Raw genomic sequence first — 19,582 nt, 5'->3', positions numbered from 1 at the left:
TGATAGAAAAATGCGCGACTTGAAGAGATGCACAGTGGCTAGGTGTGTCGAGGTTCGTAGGACGCGCTTGACCACTCCCTTGAGCGACGACAAAACAGCGGTAGATCACTACGACCGGGTTCGCGATAGTAGTCCTCCATTGCCACCGGCTTCACAAGCTGGTGTAGTGGTCTTCGCCGAGGTGGCAAAAGGCCGCCGCCCGCTCTGAATTCCGGGACGACCTACGTCATATCTAGGGCCACCCCTTGGTTTGATCCCTATTTTCCCAATCTCCACGGATGCGAGACATGATTGAATCGATCACTCTTTCCGGCATAGCGACCTACAGCCCCGTAACCCCCGAAACGATTCAGAACCTGAAGGCCGTGAACTACTTCTACGGTGCAAACGGAGCAGGCAAGACGACGATCAGCAGGCTGATAAACAACCCAGCACTATCAACTGCCTCCAAGGTCACGTGGGCGCAGGGCAATCAGATTCCGGCAATGGTCTACAACAACGACTTCATCGCTGCGAATTTCACTGATTCGAAGCAGTTCAAAGGTGTGTTCACGCTGGGGCAGGCCGAGCAGGCGCAACTTGATCGCTTGGAAGAGCTCAGGAAGGAAAGAGACCGACACGCGCTGCTCAAAACCAGAGCGCAAGAAAACCTAAATGGCTCAGACGGTAAGAGCGGGAAGATCGCCGAAAAAAATGCTCTGGAAGCAAAGCTAATAGCACGGTGTTGGGAACAAAAGCAGAAGCACGACGATGAGTTTCAGGGGGCTTTTAAAGGCCTGAGAAATAACCGAGAGGCCTTCAAGAATAGAGTCTTACAGGAGAGTAAAAGTAACACCTCTCAGTTGGTTGATATCGAAGACCTGCGCAAACGTGCAGACGTACTTTATGCTGACGCACCATCACCCATGAATGCTGTCTCCAACCTTGACCTGTCTCGCTTGGTCGCGCTTGAGCAAAACCCTGTCCTGAGCAAGAAAGTAGTTGGCAAAGAGGATGTCAATGTATCTGCGATGATCCAGCATCTGGGGAACAGTGACTGGGTTAGGCAAGGTATGAAGTACTTGGGCCATACCGGCGATGACTGTCCCTTCTGTCAACAGAAACTGCCGCATGAATTTGAAAAAAGCCTTGAAGATTATTTCGACGAAACATTCGATGCCGACACTAGAGCTCTATCGCAGTTTGGGGATACTTATAATTCGGTAGCAGATGGCCTGCTAGCCCAGGCTCAAACAGTCTTGGCTGCGGATTGTTCTCACCTAGATAAAGACAAGCTTGATCTTGAGTTGCAGGCCCTGAATGCAATCATTTTAGTGAATAGGCAACGCATTGACCAAAAGGTGGCTAGCCCTAGTATTGATGTGGCGTTAGAGGGTCTTGCAGATATTTCGCTTAGAATCTCTGAGCTGATCAACTCAGCCAACCTCAAAGTCTCTGAACATAATCGTCTTGTTTCGGGGTTCTCCGTTGAGCAGAATAAATTAACAGATGCCGTGTGGCGGTATCTTCTTGATGTTGAGCTTAAAGACACTCTTGCTGATTACACAAAAGATGCTGATCGTCTCGGCAAAGCAATTGATGGCATCACTGCAAGCATAGATAAGGCAACGGTAGATATATCCACTACTGAAGCTGAAATTGCAAAGATTGAAACCTCGCTGACGAGCGTGAGACCTACTGTCATTGCGATCAATAAAATCCTGAAAGACTTTGGATTCCGAGGTTTCTCCCTGGATCCTGCGTGTGCCGATAACTCATATCGCCTGATCAGAAGCGATGGAACTGATGCTAAATCAACACTTAGCGAAGGCGAAAAGACCTTCGTTACTTTCTTGTACTTCTATCATTTACTCAGAGGAAGTGTCACGACTTCGGGTATCAGCACTGATCGAATAGTCGTCATTGACGACCCGGTTTCAAGCCTCGACAGCGACGTTCTGTTCATCGTGAGCAGCTTGATCAAAAAGCTTTTCCACGAGGTCCGTCAGAAAGGGAATAACCTAAAGCAAGTCTTTGTCCTGACCCATAACGTGCACTTCCATAAAGAAATCACCTTCAACCCTCAAAGGGCTGGAGATGCTTCTATTAAGGATGAAACGTTCTGGATAGTACGCAAGCCAGATAATTTCTCAAGAATTGAAGGCTTTGAGAGCAACCCTATTAAGACCTCCTATCAGCTGCTGTGGGCTGAGTTGACGAAAAAGCCATTGCCGGCGCTTACCATTCAAAACACCATGCGCAGAATCCTGGAGAATTACTTCAAAATCCTAGGAAACATAGATACGCATGCCATCATCGAAAAATTCGAAGGGCAGGATAAAGTTCAATGCCAATCATTGATTAGTTGGGTTAATGATGGATCCCACTATTCACCAGATGATCTGTATGTGGCAATAAGCGATAGTATGGCGCACAGCTATATGAAGATCTTCTTTAAGGTCTTTAAGGCTATGGGACATATGCCTCATTATAAAATGATGATGGGCCGAGACTTTGTCGATTTAGATCCTGTTGAGGTGGCGACAGAAGATGAGGAGTTGGTGGGAGAAGCAGGCGGGGCTGTCGCGGGCTCAGACGCATTTATCATTGTTGGAGAGGCGGCCGGTGATAAAGGTGCTGCCGATCCATTGAGCACTCCTGCGTCCTCGGGAATCCCCATTGTAGTGCAGCACCCTAAGCCATTCTCAGCTGAGGTGGATGGTTCGGACCCTGATACCCCATTCTGAGCCGATTGATCATGTGCCGGCGTGCCTGGTGGTGCGCCGTTTCAAGAGCTTCTGCTTCGGTCTGATACTCGCCATTGAATCGTCCCCCGGCTTTGTAGGCGCCTCCAAACTACAAAATGGAGCCCTGGTGAGCGTCTGCTTATGGCCGATTCCCGCCTGATGGTTGGTCGCCACAGGTCATCTACACCATGTCCTACTGATCTTGCCCGCCAACCGCCATAGTTTTCTCTATCGCCCAATACGTCTCAGTCCCCACCGAAACGGTCTTTGACCCCTCCCCTCCCAATGCCGAACCTCTCGCCCACGGCACATCTGCGTGCCGTGTGTTTTGCCTGGGAGGTTGGGTTCAGGGATGCAAGCGACGACGGTGCTGTACGGCCAGGTGTTGGTGGTGTTGTCCATTACCCTGTCCGGGGTGTGGGGTGCTACGCAGTGGACGGCTGCTGCGCTTGGCTACCAGGCCCGCCTGGGGGCGCCCTGGTTCGATCTGTTGGGCATACCGGTCTATCATCCCTGGCGTCTGTTCGAGTGGTGGTTCGTCTTCGATGCCTACGCGCCGGAGGTCTTCAATGTAGGCGGTAGCATCGCTGCATGCAGCAGCCTGCTGGCGTTGGTGGTGGCCATTGGTATGGCTATCTGGCGCGCGCGCCAGGCACGCCGCGTCACCACCTACGGTTCGGCACGTTGGGCCGATGCCGATGAGGTGCGCAAAGCTGGCCTGACCCAGCCTGCGGGTGTGTTCCTCGGCCAATTCGACAATCAGTATCTGCGTCACGAAGGCCCCGAACATGTGCTGACCTTCGCGCCGACGCGCTCGGGCAAGGGCGTCGGCCTGGTGGTACCCACCCTGCTCACCTGGCCGGCGTCGGCGGTGATCCACGACATCAAGGGCGAGAACTGGAGCCTGACCGCAGGCTGGCGTTCACGTTTCTCCCATTGCCTGCTGTTCAACCCCACAGACCTGGCCTCGGCCGCCTACAACCCGCTGCTGGAAGTGCGGCGCGGCGCCCACGAGGTGCGCGACGTGCAGAACATCGCCGACATCCTGGTCGACCCGGAGGGAGCGCTGGAGCGGCGTAACCACTGGGAGAAGACCAGTCATGCGCTGCTGGTCGGCGCCATCCTACACGTGCTCTACGCCGGTCAGGACAAGACCCTGCGCGGCGTCGCCAACTTCCTCTCAGATCCGGCCTGCACCTTCGAGCTGACCCTGCACCGGATGATGACCACGCCGCACCTGGGCGATGCGCCCCATCCAGTGGTGGCCTCGGCCGCGCGGGAGGTGCTGAACAAGAGCGACAACGAGCGCTCTGGCGTGCTGTCCACTGCAATGTCGTTCCTCGGTCTGTACCGCGACCCGACAGTGGCCGAGGTCACCTCGCGCTGCGACTGGCGCATCGCCGACCTGATCTCGGCCGAGCATCCGGTGTCGCTGTACCTAGTCGTGCCGCCCTCGGATATCAGCCGCACCAAGCCACTGATCCGTCTGATCCTCAATCAGGTCGGCCGACGCCTGACCGAGTCGCTCGACGGCTCCGACGGCATCGAGCGCCGGCACAAACTGCTGCTGATGCTTGATGAGTTTCCGGCGCTGGGACGTCTGGATTTCTTCGAGACGGCCCTGGCCTTCATGGCCGGCTACGGGTTGCGCGCCTTCCTGATCTCGCAGTCGCTGAACCAGATCGACAAGGCCTACGGCCAAAACCATTCGATCCTCGACAACTGCCATGTGAGGGTGACCTTCGCCACCAACGACGAACGCACCGCCAAACGCATCTCCGAGACCCTCGGCACTGCCACCGAACTGCGCGCGCAGCGCAACTACGCCGGCCACCGTCTGGCGCCCTGGCTGGGCCATCTGATGGTGTCGCGCCAGGAAACCGCTCGCCCACTACTGACTCCAGGTGAGGTGATGCAACTGCCCAGCGACGAGGCCGTGGTGATGCTCTCAGGTCTCGCACCGATCCGCGCGAAGAAGCTGCGCTACTTCACCGACACCAACTTCCAGAGCCGGGTACTGCCGGCGCCGCGCTTGCAGCCGGGCCGCTACGCAGACGTACCAGCGACACGCCCAGACGACTGGAGCGGCCTGGCCGTGCCTGCGTCCGTTGCTGTGTCGACGACCGATCTGGACGACGACGAGACCGTCGAGGACGGCGGCCCACGCCGTCAGCCCGAACTGGCGGAACTCGCCCAGTTGCCAAATCACGACGAGCTGACCAGCGACCTGCTGTTGCTCGACGAGGACGACATTCCCGCCCCCTTCCCCACCCAGCCGGACCCACGCCTGCAACGCGTGGCGCGGCTGGCAGCCCTCGACCCTGACGATGGAATAGCCCTATGAGCCGAGCCCGCCTCAACCTATTTATCCAATCTGAGCATGCCAAGCGCCTGAACGAATTGGCGATCACCAAGGGCGTGTCGAAGTCCTCAATCATCGCCGCGGCGCTGGCCTCCTGGCTGTCGCCCGAGTCCGGCGAGCAGCGCGAGGTGGCCATGGCCAAACGCCTGGATCGCCTGTCAAGTCAGTTCGAGCGCCTGGAGCGCGACCAGCACATCCTGATCGAGACTGTGGCGCTGTATGTGCGCTACTACCTCACGGTCAGCACGCCGATACCAGAGGCGCATCAGGAAGCAGCACGCTCGCAGGGCAAGCTGCGATTCAGCCAGTTCGTAGAACAACTGGGGCGTCACTTGCAGCGCGGACGCAGCCTGGTCAAAGACGTGCACGAAGAGGTTCAGGCAGAGGCCCAGGTCTCGGGAGAGCGTCCATGACTGTCGCCTCGTCCCCTTTGCTGAGTGCAGCGGCAGCTTCTCTGGATCGGCGCACGCGTATGTTGCGCACGGCGATGGGCCCGCTGATTGCCGCGGCCCTGGATGATCCGGACGTGGTCGAGGTGATGCTCAACCCCGATGGCGCGCTCTGGCTGGATCGACTGTCCGCTGGCCGCGCCCATCTAGGCACGCTAGCGGCTGCCGATGGTGAACGGATCATCCGCCTGGTGGCTGCGCATGTCGGCCAGGAGGTACATCGCAACAAGCCTCTGCTGAGTGCAGAGTTGCCAGAGACTGGTGAGCGCTTCGAAGGTGTACTACCGCCCGTAGTGGCTGGGCCGACCTTCGCTCTGCGCAAACGCGCCGCCGGCGTCATCCCGCTACAGCAGTACGTGGCCGACGGCATTCTCAGCGCCGCGCAGGCCGAGCACCTGCGTGTGGCCGTAAGTGAGCGGCAGAACATCCTGGTGGCAGGCGGCACCAGCAGCGGGAAGACCACTCTGGCCAACGCGCTGCTGGCCGAGGTGGCCGGTAGTGGTGACCGCGTGCTGGTGCTGGAGGACACGGTCGAACTGCAGTGTCCGGCCTTCGATCACGTCGCTCTGCGCACCAAGCCCGGCGTGGTCTCCATGGCTGATCTGGTGCGCAGCACGCTGCGTCTGCGCCCCGACCGCGTGGTGGTCGGCGAGGTGCGCGGCGGTGAGGCACTGGATCTGATCAAGGCCTGGGGCACCGGCCATCCCGGCGGTATCGCCACCATCCATGCCGGTTCCGCGCAGGGGGCGCTGCTGCGCCTGGAGCAACTGATCCTGGAGGTCGCCCTGGCCGCGCCGCGGGCGTTGATCGCCGAGGCGGTCAACCTGTTGGTGTTTCTCGCCGGACGTGGCCGCACGCGCTATGTCCAGCAGATCGCCCGCGTCACCGGCTATGACGAGCGCGGCTATCAACTCACTTCCATCGCCCCCGCATTCATTCCTTCACTGACTCAGGAAAACAGTCATGACTGCCTGCCATCCCCGCGTTGCTAATCGTCGTCGCCTCGTCGGCGCCTTGATGCTCGGCGCCCTCTGCTTGAGCGCCTCCCTGCCAGTGCTCGCCGCTGGCTCCGGAATGCCCTGGGAAGGACCACTGCAATCGATCCTTGATTCGGTACAGGGGCCGGTGGCGCGCATCATCGCGGTGATCATCATCATTACCACAGGCCTGACGCTGGCCTTCGGCGACACCAGTGGCGGCTTTCGCAAGCTGATCCAGATTGTCTTTGGCCTGTCGATTGCCTTCGCCGCGTCGTCGTTCTTCCTCAGCTTTTTCAGCTTTGCCGGCGGGGCGGTGATCGCATGAACGGCGAGCGCGAACTCATCCCCGGTTTCGAGGTGCCACTGCACCGCTCGCTGGCCGAGCCGATTCTGCTCGGTGGCGCGCCGCGCAACGTGGCGATCCTCAACGGTACTCTGGCGGCGGTGGTCGGTCTGGGCCTGCAGCTGTGGCTGCCTGGCTTGGCGCTCTGGTTGGTCGGCCACACGCTGGCGGTGTGGGGCGCACGTCTGGATCCGCAGTTCCTGCAGGTATTTGCCCGGCATATCAAGCAGCCGTCGCTGCTGGATGTGTGAGGAGGCCGCCATGCTGAACCTCACCGAATACCAGCGCCGCCCCGCACAGTTGGCCGACTGGCTGCCCTGGGCCGGTCTCGTCGCACCCGGCGTCGTATTGAACAAGGACGGTTCTTTCCAACGCAGCCTGCGCTTTCGCGGGCCAGACCTGAACAGCGCCACCCAAGGCGAGCTGGTGGTCACCTCGGCGCGCCTGAACAATGCCCTGCGTCGCCTTGGATCGGGCTGGGCGCTGTTTGTCGAGGCCGAGCGCCTGGCGGCCGCCGACTACCCTGACAGCGATTTTCCCGAGCCGTTGTCCTGGCTGGTGGACGAGGAGCGCCGTGCTGCCTTCGAGGCGCACGGAAGCCACTTCGAGAGCAGTTATCACCTGACGCTGCTCTACCTGCCACCGGAAGAATCGCGCTCGCGCGCCGCCGGCCTGCTCTACGAGCACCGGCCGCAACGCGGAGTCGACTGGCGCGAACGGCTGACCGCCTTTGTCGCCGAGACAGATCGTCTCTTCGACCTGCTGGACGGAGTGATGCCAGAGCTCGCCTGGCTCGATGACAGCCAGACGCTGACTTACCTGCATGCCACGATTTCGCCCCATCGCCAGCGGGTGGCTGTACCCGAGGTGCCTTTCCATCTCGATGCTCTGCTGGCCGACAGTCCTTTGGCCACTGGCCTGGCACCGCGCTTGGGTGAGCAGCACCTACGCGTGCTGTCGGTACGTGGCTTTCCCACCTCGACCTGGCCAAGCGTGCTGGATGACCTCAACCGTCTGGGCTTCGCCTATCGCTGGTCGACCCGTTTTATCTGCCTGGACAAGGTTGAGGCCGAGAAGGAACTGGTGCGCCTGCGCCGGCAGTGGTTTGCCAAGCGCAAGGGCGTCCTGGCGCTGCTGCGCGAAGCGATCTTCCAGCAGGAAAGCCCACTGCTCGACAGCGACGCCGCGAACAAGGCCAGCGACGCCGACGCGGCGCTGCAGGAACTCGGTGCCGACCAAGTCGCCTTCGGCTATGTGACGGCCACGGTGACGGTGAGCGATGCCGACGCCCAGATCGCCGACGAGAAGCTGCGCCGGGTCGAGCGGGTGATCCAGGGCCGCGGCCTCGTCACCATCGCCGAGAGTCTCAACGCGGTGGAGGCCTGGCTCTCGTCGATCCCCGGCAACGCCTACGCCAACGTCCGTCAGCCGTTGATCTCCACCGTCAACCTGGCGCACCTGATGCCGGTCTCGGCAGTCTGGGCTGGCCCGGCACGCAACGAACATCTGGATGCCCCTCCATTGGTGATCACCCGCACCGATGGCGCAACACCGTTTCGCCTGGTCACCCACGTTGGCGACGTCGGCCACACCCTGGTGGCTGGCCCTACCGGCATGGGCAAATCGGTGTTGCTGGCGACCTTGGCCCTGCAGTTCCGACGCTACCCGGGCGCGCGCCTGTTTCTCTTCGACATGGGGCGCTCGCTGCGCGCTACGGTGCTGGGCCTGGGTGGCGAGCACTACGCCCTCGGAGGCGACGGCGACCTGGCCTTCCAGCCTCTGGCGCGCATCGATCAGCCGGGATACCGAGCCTGGGCCGCCGAGTGGCTGGAGGCTCGCCTGCTGCAGGAAGGTGTGGCCGTCGGCCCCGAGCAGAAGGCCGCGCTGTGGACGGCGCTGGACAGCCTGGCCGGCGCACCGGAGACGCAGCGCACACTGACCGGCTTTTCGGTGCTGCTGCAGGACAACGCCCTGCGCCAGGCGCTGCAACCCTATGTGCTGGGCGGCGCGCATGGCGCATTGCTGGATGCCGACCAGGATCGTCTGGGCAGCGCCGACGTGCAGTGTTTCGAGATGGAGGAGCTGATGCACAGCAAGGCGGCGGTAGCCGCCGTGCTGAGCTACCTGTTCGCCCGCTTCGAGGAACGCTTTGACGGCGCGCCGACCCTGCTCATCCTCGACGAGGCCTGGCTGTTTCTCGACGACCCGTTGTTCGCCGCGCGCATCCGCCAGTGGCTCAAGACCCTGCGCAAGAAGAACGTCAGCGTCATCTTCGCCACCCAGTCACTGGCCGACATCAAGGATTCCAGCATCGCTGCGGCAATCATCGAGAGCTGCGCCAGCCGCATCTTCCTGCCCAACCCACAGGCGGGCGAGCCGCAGATCCGCGGCATCTACCATGGCTTCGGCCTCAACGACCGGCAGATCGAGATCATCGCCCAGGCCACGCCCAAGCGTGATTACTACTATCAGTCGCGCCTGGGCAACCGCCTGTTCGACCTCGATCTGGGGCCGGTGGCGCTGGCCTTCGCCGCCTCGGCCAGCCAGGTCGAGCAGCGTGAGATCGACCGCATCCTGCTGGCGTACGGCACCGCCGGTTTCGCCCCTGCCTGGCTGCGTCACCGCGGCCTGGACTGGGCTGCCGACCTGCTCACCGCTTATCCCTCGTCACGCAAGGAGTGCCTGCCATGAGATCCCCTTCCCACCGCTTTCCCGGCGCAACGCTGCTGGTACTGGGCCTGCTGGCCGTGAAGCCGGTAAACGCCTTCACCGTAATCGATCCGACCAACTTGGTGCAGAACACCCTGACTGCAGTACGCACCCTGGAGATGGCGAACAACCAGGTTCGCCAGTTGCAGAACGAGACCCAGATGCTGCTGAACCAGGCACGTCACCTGCAGCGCCTGGACTACAACGTCGTCAGCCAGTTGCGCGCGAGCTTGGCCAATACTGAGCGGCTACTCGCCGAGGCGCGAGGGCTGGCCTACGAAGTGCAGCGCCTGGATCAGGAGTTCAGCCGACTCTACCCGAGCGAGTACACCGGCGACGTCAGCAGCCAACGCCTGGCAGAAGAAGCACGCGAACGCTGGCAACAGGGCCTCGACGGGCTGCATACGGCGCTGCGTGTACAGGCTCAGATGAAACAGAGCCTGGCCGTGGATGAAAGCGCCTTGGCCGCGCTGGTGCAGCAGAGCCAGTCCGCGGGTGGCGCCTTGCAGGCTGCCCAGGCCACCAACCAGTTGCTGGCCTTGCAAGCCAAGCAGTCGATCCAGTCGCAGCAACTGCAGATCACCCAGAACCGCGCCGTCGCCCTGGAGCTTGCCCGTCAGGCTGCCGCGGCCGAGGAGGCACGGGAACGGCGGCGTCGCTTTATGGGTAACGGCACGCCCTATACCCCCTACCCCGTGCAGTTCTATCGATAGGGAGGTCGCCCCATGAAAATCCTGGTACTGCTGCCGCTGCTCGCGCTGGCCGCCTGCGGACATGGCGACGATGGCGTCGTGGCACGGCAAGACGATTCGGCCGAGCGCTTCTACTCCGGATGCGCCCGGCCCGGCGAGTTTCTCCGGCCTACCGACTTGCCCGCGATCCCGCCGAGCTTCGATGAGGACGTGCGATGAACGACGTCAGCGTGATCGACCGTTTCCTCGAGGTGTTCGGGCTCTATATCGACACCGGCTTCGGCTTGCTCGGCGGCGAGGTGGCCTTTCTCACCATGACCCTGGTGGTGATCGACATGACCCTGGCCGGGCTGTTCTGGGCCATGGGCGGTGAGGATGTCAGCGCCAAACTGATCCGCAAGACCCTCTATGTCGGTGCCTTCGCCTTCATCATCGGCAACTTCAATGCCCTGGCGAAGATCGTCTTCAACTCCTTCGCCGGATTGGGTCTGCTGGCCTCAGGTTCCGGGTTGAGTCATGCGGAGTTTCTGCAGCCAGGGCGGTTGGCCGCGATTGGGGTTGATGCCGGAGGGCCGCTGCTTGAGCAGATCAGCAAGCTCAGTGGTTTTCCCGAAGTCTTCGGCAACCTGCACAGCATCCTGGTGCTGTTTCTGGCCTGGCTGGTGGTGATCGTCAGTTTCTTCTTCCTGGCCATTCAGCTGTTCGTGACCTTGGTCGAATTCAAGCTGACCACCCTTGCTGGCTTCGTGCTGGTGCCCTTTGCGCTGTGGAACAAGACCGCCTTTCTCGCCGAGAAGGTGCTGGGCAACGTGGTTGCGTCCGGCATCAAGGTGCTGGTTCTGGCGGTGATCGTCGGCATTGGCAGCGGGCTGTTCGCCGAGTTCCAGGCCATGCCGGACGAGCCCTCCATCGACCATGCGCTGGTGGTCATGCTCGCCTCGCTGGCCCTGCTGGGCCTGGGCATCTTCGGGCCGGGCATTGCCACCGGGTTGGTCTCCGGCGCACCGCAACTGGGTGCTGGTGCAGCAGCCGGTACCGCGCTAGGCGCGGCGGGCATGGCTGCTGGTGCTGCTGCAGTCGCCACAGGTGTCGGCGGCGCGGTATTGGCCGGCGCACGCATGGCACCCGGTGCAGCGCGCTTGGCAATGGGCGGCGCTCGCTCTCTGGCAGGAGCCCCTTCCGGCGCTGCAACTGGTGGAGCATCCGACACCGCTGAACCTTCAACTGGCCCAGCCAAACAGCCCGACTGGGCCAAGCGCCTGCAGCGCAGGCAGCAACTCTCACAGGCTACCAGCACGGTCGCCCACACCCTTCGTGGCGGCGATGGCGGTGGCTCATCACCTGGGCCGCAGATCCGCGACCCATCGAATTCGTAAAGGAGGACGAAGATGCGATTCAGACGCCCACTGGTGCGCTACAGCGACACCCCTCAACCGGTCACCCCTTACCAGGCAGCGGCACAGACCTGGGACCTGCGCATGGGCAGCAGCCTGGCGCAGGCACGCAACTGGCGGCTGATGGCCTTCGGTTGTCTGGGCCTGGCGCTGCTGATGGCCGGCGGGCTGGTCTGGCGCTCGGCGCAGTCGACGGTGACGCCCTACGTGGTGGAGGTCGACAACCTCGGCCAGGTGCGCGCTGTCGGCGAAGCCGCCAGTCCCTACCAGCCCCAGGATGCGCAGATCGCCCAACACCTGGCGCGCTTTATCGAGCAGGTGCGCTCGCTATCTATCGATCCGGTGGTGGTGCGACAGAACTGGCTGGAGGCCTATCACTCCACCACCGACCGAGGCGCCGCCACCCTCAACGACTATGCCCGCGCCAACGATCCCTTCACCCGGGTCGGCAAGGAGTCGGTATCGGTGGAAGTCACCAGCGTGGTGCGTGCCAGCGACAGCTCGTTCCAGGTGCGCTGGATCGAACGCCGTTTCGTGAATGGTTCAGCCGCCGACCTGGAGCGTTGGACCGCGGTGATCTCGCTGGTACTGCAGCCTCCACGCACCGAGGAAAAGCTGCGCCGCAACCCGCTCGGCATTTACGTCAACGGCCTGTCCTGGAGCCGTGAACTGGACACTACGGAAGGAGCCAAGAAACCATGAAAACCTCCCTTAGCCTCTGTATATGCCCTCTGTTGCTGAGCGTGCTGGCCGGCTGCGCCAGCCAGGAACCGCCAGTGATAGCGCTGGATGAACCGTTAGAAGCGCAGCGCCTGCCGGAGCCGCCCAAGCCCATCGAGGTAGTGGAAGTACCCAAGCCCCTGGCCCTGCCCGCACAACTCAAGCCACTGCCGGAAACTCAACCCAGCAAATCGGCCAAGGAGCCGGCCGATGAGCGCGTGCGGGTCTCGCGTGCCAATCGCGAGGCTCGAGTCGCGCCGAGCCGCGAGGGCTATATCAACGCCATCCAGATCTGGCCCTACTCCGATGGCGCGCTGTATCAGGTGTACGCCAGCCCGGGTCGGGTGACGACGATTAACCTGCAGCCCGGCGAAGAGCTAATCACCGTTGCCGCCGGCGACACCGTGCGCTGGATCGTCGGCGACACCACTAGTGGTAGCGGCGACGATCTACGCACCAGCGTGCTGATCAAACCGACGCGGGTCGATCTCAAGACCAACCTGGTGATCACCACCACGCGCCGCACCTACCTGATCGAGCTGAGTTCCACCGATCAGGCATGGATGGCGTCGGTGTCCTGGGACTATCCGAAGGATCGCATGCTCGCTCTGCAACGCCACGCCAGCGCAGCGCAGGCCGCAACACCGGTGGACGTAGGCCTAACGCTGGAGAAGCTGCGCTTTCGCTATGCAATCAGCGGCAGCAATCCGCCCTGGAAACCGCTGCGCGCCTTCGATGACGGCCGCAAGGTGTATATCCAGTTCCCCGCCGGTATCGCCCAAGGCGAGCTGCCGCCGCTGTTCGTAATTGGCCCCGAAGGTGACGGGCAGCTGGTCAACTATCGTTTCCGCTCTCCCTACTACATCGTCGACCGCCTGTTCGGCGCGGCCGAGCTGCGCCTGGGCGCCGACAAGGGTGACGTGGTGCGGATCGAGCGCACCGATGGCGTGGCACGGAGGCGCTGAGCATGACGGGTAAGGACAACGACCAAAATGCGGCAACCTCGCTACCGCCCAAGGAGGCGCCGGAATCGCTGGAGCTGCGCGCCAAGCCTCGCCCGGTCACCCGCCTCAACCCACGCATGCTGGCGGTAGTGGTCGGCAGCCTGTCGGCTGCGGTATTGGGTGCCATGCTGTGGTCGCTGCAACCGCAGCAGCGCCGCCAAGGTGCCGAGCCGAACGAGCTATACAACGTCGACCGCGTGGCACGATCCGAGGGGCTGGAGCAGTTGCCGGCAGACTACTCGCAGCTGCCGCCTCCACCTGCGCCCGAGGTACCGCAACTGGGGCCGCCGCTGCCCGGCGATCTGGGCGGACCAATCCTCAGGGCCGAACAGCAAGCGCAAGGTTATGGACATGGGCCAGATGCCGCCGAAGCAGAGCGCCTGGCCCTGCTCAAGGAAGCTGAGGAAGCAGCGCAGTCCTCGGTATTTTTCCAGACCAGCAGCGCGCGGAATTCGAATATCGCATCTGGTGGTGGCGCTCAACTCGATTCCCCTGCTCTGGGTATGGCTTCGTCAGGCGCAGTAGCCGCCGCAGGAACACCAACCCAGCAGGAACGGAACGAGGCGTTTCTCAGTAAATCCGTAAATGCACAAATCCGTAATTCCGGATTGCTGCAGATGCCTGAGTCGCCCTACCAGGTGATGGCCGGCACCATCATCGCGGCGGCGCTTGTCACCGGTATCAAGTCGGATCTCCCCGGCGACGTGATCGCCACGGTGACCGAACCGGTCTACGACAGCTCCACCGGCCAGCATGTGCTGATTCCGCAAGGTGCGCGCCTGCTGGGTCGCTACAACAGCCAAGTGAGCTACGGGCAGAGCCGCGTGCAGGTGGTGTGGCAGCGGGTGATCTTGCCGGACACCTCGTCCTTCCAGCTCGACAACCTGGTCGGTACCGATGCCGCCGGCTATGCCGGTCTCGAGGATGGCGTCGACTGGCATTGGGATCGGGTCGTCGCCGGCGCGGCCATGACAAGCCTGCTGGGCATCAGTGCAGAGTTGGCAGCACCGACCAGTCGCACCGATGGCGACCGCATCATCATCGCCGGACGCGACAGCCTGCAGGACACAGTGAATCAGGTCGGCCAGGAAGTCACCCGTCGCAACCTTGATATCCAACCCACGCTTACCCAGCGTCCCGGCCTGCCCCTGCGCGTGATCGTCAACCGCGACCTGGTGCTGCGTCCCTATCAGCCCTTCTCCGCTCAAATGAGGAGCCCACAATGAGTACGACCAAGCTGCGCCTCGGCCCGCTGCCGAAAACCGAGAACCTGAAGCTGACCTTCACCTGCCCGGCCAGCCTGAAGGCCGACCTCGATCGCTACGCGGCGCTGCACTCACAGACCTACGGTGAAGAGGTCGACGCCCTGACGCTCATCCCGCACATGCTGGAAGCCTTCATGGCGAGGGATCGGGTGTTCAGGAGAATAAATACACAATCTTGCACCGGCAATTGATAAGTCTGCATTCCCCCTCCCAGCTGCCGTGATTACAACGGAAGAAAACCCACACACGGTTGAAAACCGTGACCTAATACATCACACTTCTCACCATAATCGTAAGCTTCCGGCACAAAGGTCTACGCATTTTCTTTGAATCTGGCTCAACCAAAGGCATTCGGGCCGACCACGCAAAGCGTCTGGGCCGAATGCTGAGTTTTATGGATAGAGCCAATGAACCCGCCGACCTCGACATACCCGGTTGGCGGCTACACCCCTCAAAGGGGAACTGGCGAGTGATCTTTCGATTCGTGGGTAGCGACATCGAACTCGTCGACTACCTTGACTATCACTAAACAGGAGGGGGTTCTCCATGGCCATGTTCAACCCACCGCATCCTGGTGAAACCCTGCTTGAGGACGTGCTCCCCGAACTGGGCATCAGCATTGCCGAACTTGCCCGCCGCCTTGGCTTTGCGCGGGAATCCCTGTCTCGCATCTTGCACGGCCATGCGCCGGTCAGTCCGGATTTGGCTGTTCGCCTAGAGTTGGCCGGCATCGGCAAAGCTCGCACCTGGCTCGGAGTGCAAGCCGACTACGACCTTTGGCAAGCCAGGCATCGCGAACAGCCGAACATCGAGCGCTTTGCTGCAATTGCTTAGTTCCGTATGGAAGATGACGACTGATAACGAGGGAGGCGACATCGATGAGAAGAAAGATTCTTGGGCGCAATTCAAGCCCGCTGTCGACCTTCTTCAGGAACAGCTCTGATACAGCCAAGCGCGCTGCTTATGGCGCAGCAGCTGAGCGTGCCATCGAAAGTCAGCGCAAGGTACTCGAAAAAGCGAAACTCATTCGAGAAGCCAAGGCAATAGCCTGAAGTTTTCGTCGCGCCAACGAGCGCTGCTATCCACGTACGGCTTTGAGGGATTAGCCTTTCCAGCGACGCCCACCCAGTACATGCCGAAATGACAACGGCTGGGCAATCCGCGAACACTACCGACGATCAAACATCTCGAAGGCCGCTTGCAACTGAGAATGGTCGGAAGCCCGCTTCGCAGATGATCGTGAAGCAAGATTCTGCAGTTTCCGTTTTACCGCAGGTAGCTCTGCTGCCTGTGGCAACTCGATCAAGTCAAAATCTGGATTCTCCATCTCGACGGATTCCAGAAATGCTCTCGACTGCGGGGTAAGCCACTCTGAAATTTGTCGAAGAAGCCTGGCGCGCTGCTCCAGCAGTATCTCTGAGCTGACAGGGGCAGCAGTCATACCACGGAAGTGGGTCTGGTATATCGCCTCGAAATCCTTGGGTTCATTGGGAACCAGCATCTCCCAGGCAGGTTTCGGGCTACAGGTCATGTAGATCAGGAACGTTCGCCAAAGTCGCTCATCTGTGCGCGGATCGGCCAGAAGCAAACCGATATCAAACAGGTCGCGCGGATGCTGCCTCGACAATGCTGCTGCCATTTTCCCCGCATATAGATCCGCAAAGTCGAGCACCTGGATCGAGGCAAAGCCAAAGGCCTCCTGGACCTGCGGCTGGACAACCATTGTCCGTACCGGATGCACGGAACCGCGCATCACCGGAGTCGTTTCTATTTGGACTCGGGCTCGTCCACGACTCACTATCAGTCTGTTTATGAAGCCACCTCTCTCTGGCGCCGATGTTTGTACCTGTAGCCTTAATGGCGCAGAGCCAAGTGCCCTTCCCAGACTTTCTAATGCATCGGAGATCTGACCAGCATCCTGCGCATAGTCCTGCATCGGCAACCAAGTCAGATCGATATCCACAGACAACCTGGGCAAGTCATGCTCGAACAGGTTGATCGCCGTCCCCCCTTTGAGGGCAAATCGTGTTTCTTTCGCCAAGGTCGGCAGAATTTCCACCAATAACTGGACTCGGTCGGTGTAGCGCTTATCCCAGGTGCTCATCAAGATCCACCGGCAAGGTTATTTGGTAGGTTGGGTTCAAGCGACCACCGGGAACCAGGCAACGCTTTCCCTTCCCTAGATAGACGCCGTCCAACGAGAGATGATCCACCCAGGCGTGCTGGTGGCGTTCTGCGAGGGCTAGGAACAAGCGCTTGGCTTTTATGCTGGTGCAATGTCGCAGCAGCATGCTTACCCTTTGGGGACGAAGGGTGTCCGCGCCCTGCATCAGCGCATCCACTTCATAAACGAGCGACGCGTCTGACACGCCATCACACAGCTCGAGGATTGCGCGCTCAGGTGTCGCGACTACGATGCGGCCGCGGTCGCCATCAGCATCCACCCACTCGAGCCCAAGATTCCTTAGGGCTTCGTCATCCATGTCGGCCTTGAATGACAGTGCTGAAAGATTGAATGGGCTTTTGCCACACAACACTAACTCAGCTTTCAATGGAAGCTTATCCACCCAGGCAGGGAGGCTTCCAGGACCATACAGAGTAACCGTCTCACGCTCGCCCAACCGCAGGTAGTGCTCGTGCCCATGCCAAGCCAAGGCAAAACGCCCGCCAACATGCAGCGGCAATCGTTCTCCTTCCTGCAACGCACGCACTACAGCAGCCCAGGTGAGACGTCCGCCTCGTCGTTGATAGATTCCACGCGCAGGCGATTCCAGCCAGCCGCTCGCGATATATCGCGCTACGAGGTTGCTGCTGTAGCCATGAGCCTTCAACCAGCTACTGGACACCAGATCGCTGTCGCCGAGCCCTGCAAGCAAGGAGTTTAGTTTTTCAGGTTTTTGCACACTCATAGTGAGCAAAATAGAGTTTTTCTAAACCGCCCGCAAGGAGAAGGTTTACAGAAACCAAAAAAAACTCACCATTAGTGAGCAAAATTTAGTTTTTATAAACCAGCACCGAGGAGCTCTTGAACATTGCTACAGGCGCTCCCGAGGCCCCTTCCATTCCAGCAACGCCTGTAGCGGATCCAGCTCGCCAACAAGCTCACGCTCTTGGGCGAGCTTGGCCATAGCAATGCAGCGCTCGGTTTCGGGCAGCTTCGATACGGAGTTCTCCGCATCACTGAAAAAGGCCTGGATCCGCTTTATGTCATCCCACTGCTTAATGACATGAGTATTCGCATTGGTTCCGACACTAATTCGCATGCCTAACCGACACTGATTCGCACGCAAAATCGACACAACACTGTTTTTCAAAACCGACAGCCATTCGCACCCGCCGACACCTATTCGCATCCTCCGACAGCCATTCGCACGCCCCGACACCTATTCGCATCCCTCCGACAGTCATTCGCACCACACCGACAGTTCGCTTTGCCGGTACCTGGAGGTAAGCAGTCTACTAACGCTGCAGAACCCATTTCGCAGTTCCAAATAGAGCAATCGCAGAGTAATGTATAGATCGAACATATTTAGTGAGATCTCTACATTGATTAATTGGCTATGTCTCGTGATGGCACTGCCTACGGCAAATGCCGCCGAGCGAATGCGGGCTTGGCGGACGCTGAAGAGTGCAGGAGCTGCCGTTCTTCGCGACGGCGTGTACCTATTGCCGGATGGCTCGGCTAGTCGTGAGGTACTGGAGTCCGTCGAGCGTGACGTGCTGGATAGTGGTGGCTCGGCGTCGCTCCTGCCGGTCACTGATCCCCAGGGTGAGCGCTTCATACCTCTCTTTGACCGTGGCGACGACTACACCAGGTTGCGCTCGGAGGTTGAGCCCCAACTGGCCCAGCTGACGCCCGAGAACGCACTGGCGACTGCTCGCCAGGCCCGCAAGCTGCGCAAGTCGTTCGCGCAGATCCAAGCCATCGACTTCTTTCCGGGCGCAGCTCTGCAACAGGCAGACGCGCTGCTGCGTGACCTCGAAGTGGCCATCAACCGCGCGCTTTCCAAGGATGAGCCCACCAGCCACGAGCAAATCATCGAGCAACTCGACCCGCGGGACTACCAAGGGCGAACCTGGGCGACTCGCCAGCGCCCCTGGGTGGACCGCCTGGCCAGCGCCTGGCTGATCCGCCGCTTCATCGATCCAGGTGCCAGCATCCTCTGGCTTCCCTCTCTTGATGCATGCCCTGCGGAAGCACTTGGGTTCGATTTCGATGGTGCCCAGTTCAGCCATGTCGGCAACAAGGTCACCTTCGAAACCCTGCAGGCCAGCTTCGGGCTGGAGGCTCCAGGGCTTCAGCGCGTAGGGGCTCTAGTTCACTACCTGGACGTGGGGGGCGCGCAACCCACAGAAGCAACGGGTGTAGAGCGCGTACTGGCCGGACTGCGAGCCAGCATCGAAAACGACGATCAGTTATTGGCTGCGGCCTGCGCCATCTTCGATGGGCTGCTGGCTGCATTCGGCAAGGAAGGACAGAGTGATGAGTGAGACAGCCATGCAAGCGACAGAGCAAGACCAGGACAGGGTAGAAAAAATTGGCCTACTCGAGGCATTTCTGTTCTGGCTGAAACTCGGTTGTTGGCGCTGATGGAAAATTGACCCACCCTGCCGATTGAAATTTGACCCAGGGCGGATTGCTGATTTTGTTACCAGCAACTGTGGATAAGTCTACCAGCGCAGCTGCTGTTGCCCCCACTCCTTCGCTAGCCCAGTTCAGTTGTTTAAGACCTGCCACACGCAGCCATGTAGCAGGCCGTCGTCGCCATGAAATCAGAACGGCTCATCGTCCTCCGGTTCCTGGCCGCCCTTACGCTTTCGCTCCCGTGATTTGATCTTGGCCTGGGCCGCCAAGCTACTGTGTTGCAGGCGATAGGACTCGTTACCGGTTTCGACGATGTGGCAGTGGTGGGTCAGCCGATCCAGCAGGGCGGTGGT

22 protein-coding genes are annotated in these 19,582 nt (G+C 60.6%); 18 read left to right on the top strand and 4 right to left on the bottom strand.

The genetic code is table 11. From position 1 onward, the window contains the following. Positions 1–287: 287 nt before the first annotated feature. From BLS08_RS25190 to BLS08_RS26420, 17 genes are all read left to right on the top strand, one after another. Positions 288–2,726: an AAA family ATPase gene (locus BLS08_RS25190; RefSeq protein ID WP_090337713.1), complete on the top strand. Its 2,439-nt coding sequence runs from the start codon at positions 288–290 to the stop codon at positions 2,724–2,726. A 352-nt stretch (positions 2,727–3,078) separates the two neighbouring features. Beyond that, a complete protein-coding gene (locus BLS08_RS25185) occupies positions 3,079–5,070 on the top strand; it encodes a conjugal transfer protein TraG (protein ID WP_090337711.1) in 1,992 nt (663 codons plus the stop codon). Then, complete coding sequence (locus BLS08_RS25180; protein ID WP_074915929.1) at positions 5,067–5,501, top strand: CopG family transcriptional regulator; 435 nt, start codon at positions 5,067–5,069, stop codon at positions 5,499–5,501. The genes BLS08_RS25185 and BLS08_RS25180 overlap by 4 nt, the downstream gene beginning before the upstream one ends. Positions 5,502–5,560: 59 nt before the next feature. Beyond that, positions 5,561–6,529, top strand: coding sequence for a P-type conjugative transfer ATPase TrbB (gene trbB, locus BLS08_RS25175; protein WP_014596912.1), 969 nt, complete (start codon positions 5,561–5,563; stop codon positions 6,527–6,529). Next, the gene (locus BLS08_RS25170; protein ID WP_014596913.1) at positions 6,501–6,842 is read left to right on the top strand and encodes a TrbC/VirB2 family type IV secretion system protein; all 342 of its coding nucleotides are present in this window, start codon (positions 6,501–6,503) and stop codon (positions 6,840–6,842) included. The genes trbB and BLS08_RS25170 overlap by 29 nt, the downstream gene beginning before the upstream one ends. After that, positions 6,839–7,111, top strand: coding sequence for a VirB3 family type IV secretion system protein (locus BLS08_RS25165; RefSeq protein WP_014596914.1), 273 nt, complete (start codon positions 6,839–6,841; stop codon positions 7,109–7,111). The genes BLS08_RS25170 and BLS08_RS25165 overlap by 4 nt, the downstream gene beginning before the upstream one ends. 10 nt (positions 7,112–7,121) lie before the next feature. After that, entirely contained in the window at positions 7,122–9,551 is a 2,430-nt protein-coding gene (gene trbE, locus BLS08_RS25160) for a conjugal transfer protein TrbE (protein WP_074915931.1), read from the top strand. Then, a complete protein-coding gene (gene trbJ / locus BLS08_RS25155; RefSeq protein ID WP_074915933.1) occupies positions 9,548–10,282 on the top strand; it encodes a P-type conjugative transfer protein TrbJ in 735 nt (244 codons plus the stop codon). The genes trbE and trbJ overlap by 4 nt, the downstream gene beginning before the upstream one ends. 12 nt (positions 10,283–10,294) lie before the next feature. Further along, on the top strand, positions 10,295–10,480 hold the full coding sequence (locus BLS08_RS25150; RefSeq protein WP_074915935.1) for a hypothetical protein: 186 nt from the start codon (positions 10,295–10,297) through the stop codon (positions 10,478–10,480). After that, positions 10,477–11,637: a P-type conjugative transfer protein TrbL gene (gene trbL / locus BLS08_RS25145; protein ID WP_074915936.1), complete on the top strand. Its 1,161-nt coding sequence runs from the start codon at positions 10,477–10,479 to the stop codon at positions 11,635–11,637. The genes BLS08_RS25150 and trbL overlap by 4 nt, the downstream gene beginning before the upstream one ends. Positions 11,638–11,649: 12 nt before the next feature. Next, a complete protein-coding gene (gene trbF, locus BLS08_RS25140) occupies positions 11,650–12,357 on the top strand; it encodes a conjugal transfer protein TrbF (RefSeq protein WP_074915938.1) in 708 nt (235 codons plus the stop codon). Continuing rightward, positions 12,354–13,340, top strand: a complete 987-nt coding sequence (gene trbG, locus BLS08_RS25135) for a P-type conjugative transfer protein TrbG (protein WP_074915940.1) — start codon at positions 12,354–12,356, stop codon at positions 13,338–13,340. Before trbF ends, trbG begins: the two co-directional genes overlap by 4 nt. A 2-nt stretch (positions 13,341–13,342) precedes the next feature. Next, on the top strand, positions 13,343–14,605 hold the full coding sequence (locus BLS08_RS25130) for a TraB/TrbI/VirB10 family type IV secretion system protein (protein ID WP_090337709.1): 1,263 nt from the start codon (positions 13,343–13,345) through the stop codon (positions 14,603–14,605). Continuing rightward, positions 14,602–14,835 carry a DUF2274 domain-containing protein gene (locus BLS08_RS25125; protein WP_090337706.1) on the top strand — a complete coding sequence of 78 codons (234 nt, stop codon included), beginning with the start codon at positions 14,602–14,604 and terminating at the stop codon, positions 14,833–14,835. Before BLS08_RS25130 ends, BLS08_RS25125 begins: the two co-directional genes overlap by 4 nt. A 95-nt stretch (positions 14,836–14,930) precedes the next feature. Further along, the gene (locus BLS08_RS25120; protein WP_090337704.1) at positions 14,931–15,173 is read left to right on the top strand and encodes a type II toxin-antitoxin system RelE/ParE family toxin; all 243 of its coding nucleotides are present in this window, start codon (positions 14,931–14,933) and stop codon (positions 15,171–15,173) included. Between the two features lie 17 nt (positions 15,174–15,190). After that, positions 15,191–15,478: a HigA family addiction module antitoxin gene (locus BLS08_RS25115; RefSeq protein ID WP_090337702.1), complete on the top strand. Its 288-nt coding sequence runs from the start codon at positions 15,191–15,193 to the stop codon at positions 15,476–15,478. 44 nt (positions 15,479–15,522) lie between these two features. After that, complete coding sequence (locus BLS08_RS26420; RefSeq protein WP_167375894.1) at positions 15,523–15,696, top strand: hypothetical protein; 174 nt, start codon at positions 15,523–15,525, stop codon at positions 15,694–15,696. 116 nt (positions 15,697–15,812) lie between these two features. Here BLS08_RS26420 and BLS08_RS25110 read toward each other — a convergent pair whose 3' ends face one another. The 3 genes from BLS08_RS25110 to BLS08_RS25100 form a co-directional block, all read right to left on the bottom strand. Continuing rightward, entirely contained in the window at positions 15,813–16,748 is a 936-nt protein-coding gene (locus BLS08_RS25110; protein WP_090337700.1) for a nucleotidyl transferase AbiEii/AbiGii toxin family protein, read from the bottom strand. After that, on the bottom strand, positions 16,732–17,553 hold the full coding sequence (locus BLS08_RS25105; RefSeq protein WP_090337697.1) for a type IV toxin-antitoxin system AbiEi family antitoxin domain-containing protein: 822 nt from the start codon (positions 17,551–17,553) through the stop codon (positions 16,732–16,734). Before BLS08_RS25105 ends, BLS08_RS25110 begins: the two co-directional genes overlap by 17 nt. A gap of 126 nt (positions 17,554–17,679) precedes the next feature. Continuing rightward, positions 17,680–17,907, bottom strand: coding sequence for a hypothetical protein (locus BLS08_RS25100; protein WP_244155388.1), 228 nt, complete (start codon positions 17,905–17,907; stop codon positions 17,680–17,682). Positions 17,908–18,190: 283 nt separating this feature from the next. Here BLS08_RS25100 and BLS08_RS25095 point away from each other — a divergent pair, with 283 nt between their 5' ends. Then, positions 18,191–19,135 (top strand): chromate resistance protein ChrB domain-containing protein, encoded by a 945-nt coding sequence (locus tag BLS08_RS25095; protein ID WP_015275859.1) that lies wholly within the window; start codon positions 18,191–18,193, stop codon positions 19,133–19,135. A gap of 282 nt (positions 19,136–19,417) precedes the next feature. Here BLS08_RS25095 and BLS08_RS25090 read toward each other — a convergent pair. After that, the coding region (locus BLS08_RS25090; protein WP_235583871.1) for an ATP-binding protein at positions 19,418–19,582 on the bottom strand (165 nt) is incomplete at its 5' end.

The organism is Ectopseudomonas chengduensis (assembly GCF_900102635.1).
Taxonomy (GTDB): domain Bacteria; phylum Pseudomonadota; class Gammaproteobacteria; order Pseudomonadales; family Pseudomonadaceae; genus Aquipseudomonas; species Aquipseudomonas chengduensis.
Note: the sequence above shows the minus strand (reverse complement) of the source record. Positions and strands in the feature narration are given on the sequence as shown.